We start from the raw sequence: 9,761 nt of genomic DNA on the forward strand, positions 1-9,761 counted from the left end.
ACGGTCTCCAGAGGAGACGGAGTCGCAGGAATCGGGGGACGATGAGTGGGAGCCGGGAACGACAGCGGAGGGACAGCAGGAGAACTCAATGGCGCCGAAGAAAAATTTTCTTCCGGATTTCGCTGTGGATTGCCGACGTCTTCCTGGGGACGGCCGGTGGAGAAGCGAGGGGTGCTGAAGCGAGGATCCGACAAAGGTCCTGGTCATCAAACTACACAGGTGTTGTTCACACCCTGTGGACGACTCGGAGGGGCGTTGTGCACGTCTTGTGCATGAAGGATCCGCACCAGCAAACGACACTGGTGTAACACAAGTTCTAGGGGTACGCTCAATTGCAGACACAACATCTAGTGGTTACGCGTGATTTCGCCTGTACGGGCGGCAGCGTCGGGAATCCGCCGCAGATCGTGAGCAAGAAGCAGTTTGGAAGAGCATTTCGTGGAGGACAGCAGATGATCACCGTGTACACAAAGCCGGCCTGTGTGCAGTGCAACGCCACTTATCGAGCACTGGATGCCAGAGGCATCGAATACCGCTCCGTCGATCTCACCGAGGATCCCAACGCCCTCGACGTCGTCAAGGCGATGGGATACCTGCAGGCTCCTGTCGTGGTGACCGATGATGATCACTGGTCGGGATTCCGGCCGGACAAGATCGCCGCCCTGGTGGACGGACAGGGATCGGCCTCCGTAGTGGCCTGACAATGCTCGTCGTCTACTACTCGAGCGGATCTCAGTACACGCACAGGTTCGCCGAGAAGCTCAAGCACCCCTCCCGCAGGCTCCCGCTGCTGACCAAGTCGGACACCCTGCTGATCGAAGAGCCCTTCGTCCTCATCACTCCTACCTACGGCGCCGGCGTGAACCGCGGCTCGGTGCCCAAGCAAGTCATCAAGTTCCTCAACGTCAAGGCCAACAGGGACAAGCTCGTCGGAGTCATCGGTGCGGGAAACACCAACTTCGGAGAGAACTACTGCCGGGCGGCCTACACCGTGGCTCAGAAGTGCAAGGTGCCGGTGCTCTACCGATTCGAGCTCCTCGGCACCCCGGAAGACGTCGAAAAAGTCGACAAAGGATTGGATTTACTGTGTCAACGACAGCTGAACACCGCGATCTAGAGGCGATCATCCGCGAGGAGACCGACCTTGACTACCACTCGCTCAACGCGATGCTCAACCTGTATGACTCCACAGGGCGCATCCAGTTCGAGCGTGACAAGCAGGCAGCCCGGCAGTACTTCCTGCAGCACGTCAACACGAACACCGTGTTCTTCCACGATCTCAAGGAGAAGCTCGACTACCTCGTCGAGAACGACTATTACGAGAAGGAAGTGCTCGACCAGTACTCCTTCGAGTTCATCGAGCGACTCTCCAAGGCCGCCTACGCCCATAAGTTCCGCTTCCAGACCTTCCTGGGCGCGTTCAAGTTCTACACCTCCTACACGCTCAAGACCTTTGACGGAAAGCGCTACCTCGAGCGCTTCGAGGATCGCGTCGTGATGGTGGCGCTGTTCCTGGCCCGCGGTGATGAGGCCCTGGCCACGCAGCTGATGGAGGAGATCATCACAGGCCGGTTCCAGCCTGCGACCCCCACGTTCCTCAACGCCGGCAAGAAGCAGCGCGGAGAGCTCGTGTCCTGCTTCCTGCTGCGCATCGAGGACAACATGGAGTCGATCGGGCGGTCGATCAACTCGGCGCTGCAGCTGTCCAAGCGCGGCGGGGGTGTCGCGTTCGCGCTGAGCAACATCCGCGAGGCCGGAGCACCGATCAAGAAGATCGAGAACCAGTCGTCAGGTGTGATCCCGGTGATGAAGCTGCTGGAGGATTCCTTCTCCTACGCCAATCAGCTGGGTGCGCGACAGGGAGCGGGCGCTGTGTACCTCCACGCCCACCATCCCGACATCTATCGGTTCCTCGACACCAAGCGCGAGAACGCCGACGAGAAGATCCGCATCAAGACACTGAGTCTGGGCGTGGTCATTCCGGACATCACGTTCGAACTGGCCAAGACGAACGAGGACATGTACCTCTTCAGCCCGTACGACGTCGAGAGGGTCTACGGAGTCCCCTTCACCGAGATCTCGGTGTCGGAGAAGTACCACGAGATGGTCGACGACGCCAGGATCAAGAAGACCAAGATCAATGCGCGCGAGTTCTTCCAGACGCTGGCGGAGATCCAGTTCGAATCCGGCTACCCGTACATCATGTACGAAGACACCGTGAACCGAGCCAACCCGATCGACGGCCGGATCACGATGTCGAACCTGTGCTCGGAGATCCTCCAGGTCAACGCGCCGAGCCGCTACAACGCCGACCTCAGCTACGCCGAGGTGGGCAAGGACATCTCCTGCAACCTCGGCTCGCTGAACATCGCCATGACGATGGACTCGGACAACTTCGGCCGCACCGTTGAGACCGCCATCCGCGGGCTCACCTCGGTCTCGGAGACCTCGGACATCGACTCGGTGCCGTCGATCGCTCGGGGCAACGACATGTCCCACGCCATCGGACTGGGGCAGATGAACCTGCATGGATACCTGGCCCGTGAGCGAATCCACTACGGATCCGACGAAGGTCTGGACTTCACCAACATGTACTTCTACGCCGTGACCTATCACGCGGTGCGCGCGTCGATGGAGCTGGCCAAGGAGCGCGGGCGGACCTTCGACGGATTCGAGCGGTCCAAGTATGCATCGGGAGAGTACTTCGACAAGTACACCGAGCAGGAGTGGAAGCCGCGCACGCAGCGCGTCGCTGAGCTCTTCGCCGGAGCGCAGATCCACCTGCCCACGCAGGAGGACTGGCGGGAGCTCAAGGCGCAGGTCGCCGAGCACGGCATCTACAACCAGAACCTGCAGGCGGTCCCGCCGACGGGCTCCATCTCCTACATCAACAACTCCACGGCGTCGATCCACCCGGTGCCCTCGAAGATCGAGATCCGCAAGGAGGGCAAGATCGGCCGGGTGTACTACCCCGCGCCGTTCATGATCAACGACAATCTCGACTACTACGAGGACGCGTACGAGGTCGGGTACGAGAAGATCATCGACACCTACGCCGAAGCCACGAAGCACGTGGATCAGGGGCTGTCGCTGACACTCTTCTTCAAGGACACCGCGACCACCCGCGACGTGAACAAGGCTCAGATCTATGCGTGGCGCAAGAACATCAAGACGATCTACTACATCCGAATCAGACAGCTCGCGCTGCAGGGCACCGAGGTCGAGGGCTGCGTGTCCTGCATGCTCTGATGAGCCGGACCGCGATGAGTTTCATGAGGAGAGTACATGAGTGAGAAACTCCAACTCGTGTCGCACGTCGACGCGATCAACTGGAATCGAATCGAGGACGACGTCGATCTCGAGGTGTGGGATCGGCTGACAGCCAACTTCTGGCTGCCCGAGAAGGTGCCGCTGTCCAACGATGTCCAGTCGTGGGCGACCCTCAACGAGGACGAGAAGCTGCTGACGATGCGGGTGTTCACGGGGCTGACCCTGCTCGACACCATCCAGGGCACGGTCGGTGCAGTGTCTCTGATCCCGGATGCGCTGACCCCGCACGAGGAGGCGGTGTACACCAACATCGCGTTCATGGAGAGCGTGCACGCGAAGTCCTACTCGTCGATCTTCTCCACGTTGGCATCTACCAAACGGATCGACGAAGCATTCCGCTGGTCGTCGGAGAACCACAGCCTGCAGCGCAAGGCGGAGATCATCCTCCAGTACTACCGAGGCGACGATCCGCTCAAGCGCAAGGTCGCCTCGGTCATGCTCGAGTCGTTCCTGTTCTACTCCGGCTTCTACCTGCCGATGTACTGGTCGAGCCATGCCAAGCTCACCAACACCGCCGATCTCATCCGCTTGATCATCCGGGATGAGGCAGTGCACGGGTACTACATCGGCTACAAGTACCAGAAGGGTCTGGAGCGCGTCGACGATGCCCGGCGCCAGGAGCTCAAGGACTACTCCTTCGACCTGCTCTTCGAGCTGTACGAGAACGAGGTCCAGTACACCCACGATCTCTACGATCCGGTGGGGCTGGCGGAGGACGCCAAGAAGTTCCTGCACTACAACGCCAACAAGGCGCTGATGAACCTGGGCTACGAGGCGATGTTCCCCTCCACCGTCACCGATGTGAACCCTGCCATCCTGGCGTCACTGTCACCGAACGCGGACGAGAACCACGACTTCTTCTCCGGGTCGGGCTCCTCGTACGTCATCGGCAAGGCCGAGAACACCGAGGACGAGGACTGGGACTTCTGACCTGAGTTCACCTCGGCGAGGGCTGCAGAAAACCCGCCCGGTGATGCCGATTGCTGTCAAGGGCGTTCCAGGCCGATCGTGGCCAGAAGCTCGCTCCGCCTGAATGTCTGAACGGCCCGTGCCCGCCAGAGCCCCGAACTGCTCCATGAGAGCAGCTCGGGGCTCTAACGCTGGTCACCGGCTGTGGACCGCCTGCTCCGAGAATTCCGCAGTGCGGCTCAGGAGGTCGGCCTTGGCCTGCTCGAACTGCTCGGCGAACCGGTCCACCAGCTCCGCGACGGTCAGCGACTCCTTGACCGCGCCCACGCCCTGGCCGGATCCCCAGATGTCCTTCCAGGCCTTGGCCTTGGTGTTGCCGCCGGAGCCGAAGTTCATCTTCGAAGGATCCGATTCCGGAAGATCATCGGGGTCCAACCCCGCAGCCTCGATCGAGCCGCGCAGGTAGTTGCCATGGACACCGGTGAACAGGTTCGAATAGACGATGTCGTCGGCCCCCGATTCCACGATCATGCGGCGGTAGCCCTCGGCGACATTCGCCTCGGGCGTGGAGAGGAAGGCCGAGCCGATGTAGGCGAAATCGGCGCCCGTGGCGAGCGCGGCCAGAACCGATGAGCCGTGGGCGATCGCTCCGGACAATGCGATGGGTCCATCGAACCAGTCGCGGATCTCCCGGATCAGTGCGAAGGGCGACTGCGTTCCTGCGTGGCCGCCGGCCCCGACGGCGACGGGAATCAGACCGTCAGCGCCCTTGTCGATGGCCTTGTGAGCGAAGCGATTGTTGATCACGTCGTGGAGCACGACGCCGCCGTAGGAGTGCACGGCCTCGTAGACGTCCTCGCGGGCGCCCAGAGAGGTGATGACGAGGGGCACCTGGTGCTTGACCACCAGTTCGAGATCGTCCTCGAGACGGTTGTTGGTCCGGTGGACGATGAGGTTCGCTGCGAAGGTGCCCACCGGCCGGTCCGGGTTCGCCTTGGCGAAGGTCTCGTTCGACTCCTTGATGTCATGGAACCACTCGTCGAGCATCGGCAGCGGACGAGCGTTCAGGGTGGGGAACGCACCGATGATGCCGGCCTGACACTGTGCTTTGACGAGGTCCGGGCCCGAGGCGATGAACTGCGGGGAGGCGATGATCGGAAGACGGAGCGGGCGCGAGAGCACCTCGGGTAGGGCCATGAGAACTCCTCGGAGTAGTCGACGTTGACGTTTGCCCGGCGTATCGGCCGGCACGATCAATGCAATCCTAACCGAGCACGAACAAAAGAGTCAGCTCTGACTGAAAAGCAGCCCTCTCGGACGGGTGTCGTCCGGGAGAGCTGCTTCTGTGGTGCCGGCGATCGCCGATGCCCCGCCTGCTGCGGATGCTCAGCGGACGCCTCGGCGGATCACGAGTGGGTGAACTGGGGAGCCCGCTTCTCGACGAAGGCGGCCATCCCCTCCTTCTGGTCATCGGTGGCCAGCGAGGCGTGGAAGAGACGGCGCTCGTACTTCAATCCCTGGTCGAGCGTGGTCTCGAAGGCGACGTTCACCGCCTCCTTCACCATCGCGGAGGCGACCTGCGACTTGGTCGCAATCAGCGCGGCGACCTTCTTCGCATCGTCGAGCAGCTCATCGTGCTCGACGATCCGCGCGACCAGGCCGGACCGCTCTGCTTCCTCGGCGTCCATCATCCGTCCGGTCAGGCACAGGTCCATGGCCTTGGCCTTCCCGATCGCCCGGGTCAGGCGCTGCGAGCCGCCCATCCCGGGCAGGACTCCCAGGTTGATCTCCGGCTGCCCGAACTTCGCCTTGGTCGAGGCCAGCAGGATGTCGCACATCATCGCCAGCTCGCAGCCGCCGCCGAGGGCGAAGCCATTGACGGCGGCGATGATCGGCTTGCGCACCTCCCCGAGGCGGTTCCACCCGGCGAACCAGTCGGCCTTGTACGCCGTGGCGAAATCGAGGGACTGCATCTCCTTGATGTCGGCGCCCGCGGCGAAGGCACGTTCGGCGCCAGTGAGGATGATCGCCGATACCGAGTCATCGGCGTCGAGCTCGGCGGCGGCGGTCGTGACGTCCTTGAGCACCTGCAGATTGAGAGCATTGAGCGCCTTCGGCCGGTTCAGAGTTATGATGCCGTAGCCCTCACCCTTCTCCACGAGGATCGTTTCGAAATCAGTCATTGAAGACTTTCCTCTCCTGTTGGGTGTTGAGAATGGCCGAGATCTCTTCGGTCGTGATCTCGATCAGAGTGGCAGGGTTCCACCGCGGATTGCGGTCCTTGTCGATCACCTGCGCCCGGATTCCCTCCTGCAGGTCCGGTCGCTTCCCGATCTCCGAGGCAGCGCGGAAGTCACGCTCGAGCACTTCCTTCAGCGACATCGACCCGGCGGAGCGGATCATCTCGAAGGTCACGGCGAGGGAGCGGGGGGACCGCGTCTCGATGAGGTCGGCGGTGAAGCCGGCCCTATCTCCACCGTGCGCCCGCAGTGCCGCAATGATCTCCGAAACCGAATCGCCGGCGAAGCAGGAGTTGATCCAGTCCTCGTCGGAGGCCAACTCGTTGTCAGGAGTGTCCGCTGCGAATCGAGCGATGACGCTGTCGACCGCGAACGCCTCGGCCTCCAGACCCTCGATCAGGTCATCGGTCTGATCACGCGGAACGAAGGTGTCCGCCAGTCCGTAGGCGATCGCCGCTCCCGGCCCGATCGGCTGACCGGTCAGGCCCATGTACATTCCGATCTGCCCGGGCGTCTTCGCCAGCAGATAGGTCGCACCCACGTCAGGGAACAGACCGATTCCCGTTTCCGGCATTCCGATGCTCGATGACTCGTTGACGATCCGGTGCGAGCCGTGCACCGACACGCCCACACCGCCGCCCATGGTGATGCCGTCGAGGATAGCGACATAGGGCTTGGGGTATTCCGCGATGTCGTAGTTCATCGCATACTCGTCGGCCCAGAAGTCGATCGACTCACCGGTGCCGCTGGTGAGGTCGCGGTAGATCGCCTTGATGTCGCCGCCTGCGCACAAGCCGCGGTCGCCCCGGCCCGTGATCAGGACAGCAGCCACTTCGGTGTCGGGGCGCCACTCCTTGAGCGCGTGGTCAATGGTCTGGACCATGTCGGTGCTCAAGGCGTTGATGGCCTTGGGTTTATTGAGTTCGATACGCCCGAGCGCACCGACCGTGCGCACTACGACTGTCGCCTCTTCATTGGGGGAGGTCGTCATCTATCCCACTCCTGTGCTCTTGCGGGAGATGATCACCCGCATGATCTCGTTCGTGCCTTCGAGGATCTGGTGGACGCGCAGGTCACGAACCAGCTTCTCGATTCCATACTCTGTCAGATAGCCGTACCCGCCGAACAGCTGGAGTGCGCTGTTGGCGACTTCGAAGCCCGTGTCGGTCGCCGTGAGCTTCGCCATCGCCGACAGCAGTGAGGTGTTCGGGTCTCCGGCGTCATACGCCGAGGCGGCCCTCCACAGCAGCGAGCGTGCCGATTCCAGCTTGGCCTGCATGTCGGCGAGCGTGAACCGCAGCGCTTGGAAGCCGGTGAGATCGGTGCCGAAGGCCTGCCTCTCGCCCATGTAGGTGACGGCCTTCTCAAGCGCGGCCTGGCCGCCGCCGAGCGAGCAGGCGCCGATGTTCAGCCGGCCGCCATCCAAGCCGGACATCGCGATCTTGAATCCCTGGCCTTCCTCGCCGATCAGGTTCTCAGCCGGGACCCGCACGTTCTCCATGAACACCTGCCGGGTCGGCTGGGCCCGCCATCCCATCTTCTGTTCGTTCGCGCCGAAGCTGAGTCCTTCCATTCCCTTCTCAAGGACGAAGGTCGAGATGCCACGGGAGCCCTCCTGGCCGGTGCGCGCCATCACGAGGTAGATGTCGGTCTCACCGGCTCCGGAGATGAACTGCTTGACGCCGTTGAGAACATAGTGGTCCCCGTCTCGGCGGGCAGCGGTTTTCAGCGCGGCGGCATCGGAGCCTGCATTCGGCTCCGTGAGGCAGTAGCTGCCGAGCAGGTCGAACGAGGCCAGTGGCCGCAGCCACTTCTCCTGCTGCTCCGCCGAGGCGTATTTGTCGAGCATCCACGCCACCATGTTGTGGATCGATATATAGCTCGCCACCGCCGGGTCGGCGGTCGACAGCGCCTCGAAGATGAGCGCGGCGTCCATGCGACCGAGCCCCGAGCCGCCCTTCTCCTCGCGGATATAGATGCCGCCCATCCCGAGGTCGCCCGAGCGCTTGATGACATCGATCGGGAAATGGTGTGCGGCGTCCCATTCAAGAGCATGGGGAGCAAGCTCCGCCTCGGCGAAATCTCGACTCATGCCGGCGAGCTCGATCTGGTCCTCTGTGAGCCCGAAGCTCAGTGCAGCTGCGGTGCTGCGTGCCATGGCAACTCCTTCGTGTCTTGAGCGGTGCCGATCATCGCCAGTCTAGACGCGGTTAGTAGGACGTCCAACCATTAGATTGCTTTGCGGGGAGGGGGCGGTGTGCCGACGGTGCGAGGCGGCCACAGCATTCGCAGAGCGCGTCAGGCGAGTTCTTCGATTCCTGCCCTCAGGGCCGACAGATCCACAAGAAGTCGCTCGACCGTTGTGTGTTCGACTCCGGGCTGTTCGAACACCGCGGTGTTGAGCGCTTCAGTGGCCTGTGCCACGAGCAGTCGGCCTTCATCGGTGATCTCGACCAGCGTGGTCCGTCCATCGGCAGGATGGGGGCGACGGGCTGCCAGGCTGGCGGCTTCCAGTCGATCCACCGAGTTGGTGGTCGAAGTGGCGTGAACCTGGAGCCGCTTGGTGATCTTGTTCATCGGAAGCGCGCCGCGCTTGGTGAACGACAGCAACGCCAGTACTTCGTACCGGGAGAACGTCAGGCCGAACGGCTTCAGAGTCCGGTCGACGCGAGCGAGCAGGAGCTGATGCGCCCGCATGATCGAGGTCACGAGGGTCATGCCGTCCGCAGCTTCGGTCCAGCCGCGGGAGAGCCATTGCTTGCGGGACTCATCGATCGGGTCGAACCCAGAGCGCATGTTCTGTCTCCTCTGCTGTGATCGGCAGCGAAATGTCTGCGGTGCTGCCGAGACCGCTCCTGATCCCGAGTGCGGTTGCTGTGGCGCGACCGCAGTTATCTGTCAACTGCCTCGGTTCGGGCGCCATCGGCTCTGCGCGTTGGTACGAGCGGCGATGCAGAACCTCTGCCCTGGGTTCGCAGTACCTGGTCCAAGTGTAGTGAGCATGTGACGGCCACCGCGTCGTCCCCACTCGACCTGCCTGTGCAATGCTGCTTCCCCCCATCTGGTGGCGATTCCAGACGTTCCATAGACAGGTCGAGCAGGTCGACTGAAATCCACCTGGTCGCCCGAGAGTCTTCGTCTCTCCCCGCCGCAGTTCCAGCCGGCTTCAACTCGGCTGAGCTTGACAGGTTCTACACCGATTTCTGTGCTGACGAGTTTCGGCGCCCCGGATAGAGCCCGACTGCTGGTTCTGCGGGCTGGGTGTTTTTGGGGTGTCGCGGG

General features: G+C 62.5%; 9 protein-coding genes. 4 read left to right on the forward strand and 5 right to left on the reverse strand.

Annotated features, from left to right (window positions below):
- Nucleotides 1-452 precede the first annotated feature (452 nt).
- Genes nrdH through nrdF form a run of 4 tightly spaced genes read left to right on the forward strand, consistent with a single transcriptional unit; the run spans nt 453 to nt 4,260 of the window.
- Complete coding sequence (gene nrdH / locus LXN01_RS10975) at nt 453-701, forward strand: glutaredoxin-like protein NrdH (RefSeq protein WP_236865055.1); 249 nt, start codon at nt 453-455, stop codon at nt 699-701.
- Between the two features lie 2 nt (nt 702-703).
- A complete protein-coding gene (gene nrdI / locus LXN01_RS10980) occupies nt 704-1,117 on the forward strand; it encodes a class Ib ribonucleoside-diphosphate reductase assembly flavoprotein NrdI (RefSeq protein ID WP_236865056.1) in 414 nt (137 codons plus the stop codon).
- Nucleotides 1,087-3,249 carry a class 1b ribonucleoside-diphosphate reductase subunit alpha gene (gene nrdE / locus LXN01_RS10985; protein WP_236865062.1) on the forward strand — a complete coding sequence of 721 codons (2,163 nt, stop codon included), beginning with the start codon at nt 1,087-1,089 and terminating at the stop codon, nt 3,247-3,249. The genes nrdI and nrdE overlap by 31 nt, the downstream gene beginning before the upstream one ends.
- Before the next feature lie 36 nt (nt 3,250-3,285).
- A complete protein-coding gene (gene nrdF / locus LXN01_RS10990; protein ID WP_236865063.1) occupies nt 3,286-4,260 on the forward strand; it encodes a class 1b ribonucleoside-diphosphate reductase subunit beta in 975 nt (324 codons plus the stop codon).
- Between the two features lie 174 nt (nt 4,261-4,434).
- Here the strand turns inward: nrdF and LXN01_RS10995 are convergent, their stop codons facing one another.
- From LXN01_RS10995 to LXN01_RS11015, 5 genes are all read right to left on the reverse strand, one after another.
- A complete protein-coding gene (locus tag LXN01_RS10995; RefSeq protein WP_236865065.1) occupies nt 4,435-5,436 on the reverse strand; it encodes an NAD(P)H-dependent flavin oxidoreductase in 1,002 nt (333 codons plus the stop codon).
- A gap of 209 nt (nt 5,437-5,645) precedes the next feature.
- Entirely contained in the window at nt 5,646-6,422 is a 777-nt protein-coding gene (locus tag LXN01_RS11000) for an enoyl-CoA hydratase (RefSeq protein ID WP_236865067.1), read from the reverse strand.
- Nucleotides 6,415-7,470, reverse strand: coding sequence for an enoyl-CoA hydratase/isomerase family protein (locus LXN01_RS11005; RefSeq protein ID WP_236865069.1), 1,056 nt, complete (start codon nt 7,468-7,470; stop codon nt 6,415-6,417). Before LXN01_RS11005 ends, LXN01_RS11000 begins: the two co-directional genes overlap by 8 nt.
- Nucleotides 7,471-8,637: an acyl-CoA dehydrogenase family protein gene (locus LXN01_RS11010; RefSeq protein WP_236865071.1), complete on the reverse strand. Its 1,167-nt coding sequence runs from the start codon at nt 8,635-8,637 to the stop codon at nt 7,471-7,473.
- Between the two features lie 140 nt (nt 8,638-8,777).
- A complete protein-coding gene (locus tag LXN01_RS11015; protein ID WP_236865073.1) occupies nt 8,778-9,275 on the reverse strand; it encodes a MarR family winged helix-turn-helix transcriptional regulator in 498 nt (165 codons plus the stop codon).
- Nucleotides 9,276-9,761: the final 486 nt, after the last annotated feature.

Origin of the sequence: Brevibacterium daeguense, assembly GCF_021729135.1 — a bacterium.
In the GTDB taxonomy this organism is placed as follows: Bacteria; Actinomycetota; Actinomycetes; order Actinomycetales; family Brevibacteriaceae; genus Brevibacterium; species Brevibacterium daeguense.

What these genes read in the sequence shown, in the direction of transcription:
- LXN01_RS11000 (WP_236865067.1), bottom strand. Translation starts at nt 6,422, where the DNA reads ATGACTGATTTCGAAACGATCCTCGTGGAGAAGGGTGAGGGCTACGGC.
- LXN01_RS11005 (WP_236865069.1), bottom strand. Translation starts at nt 7,470, where the DNA reads ATGACGACCTCCCCCAATGAAGAGGCGACAGTCGTAGTGCGCACGGTC.
- nrdH (WP_236865055.1), top strand. Translation starts at nt 453, where the DNA reads ATGATCACCGTGTACACAAAGCCGGCCTGTGTGCAGTGCAACGCCACT.
- LXN01_RS11015 (WP_236865073.1), bottom strand. Translation starts at nt 9,275, where the DNA reads ATGCGCTCTGGGTTCGACCCGATCGATGAGTCCCGCAAGCAATGGCTC.
- LXN01_RS11010 (WP_236865071.1), bottom strand. Translation starts at nt 8,637, where the DNA reads ATGGCACGCAGCACCGCAGCTGCACTGAGCTTCGGGCTCACAGAGGAC.
- nrdF (WP_236865063.1), top strand. Translation starts at nt 3,286, where the DNA reads ATGAGTGAGAAACTCCAACTCGTGTCGCACGTCGACGCGATCAACTGG.
- LXN01_RS10995 (WP_236865065.1), bottom strand. Translation starts at nt 5,436, where the DNA reads ATGGCCCTACCCGAGGTGCTCTCGCGCCCGCTCCGTCTTCCGATCATC.
- nrdI (WP_236865056.1), top strand. Translation starts at nt 704, where the DNA reads ATGCTCGTCGTCTACTACTCGAGCGGATCTCAGTACACGCACAGGTTC.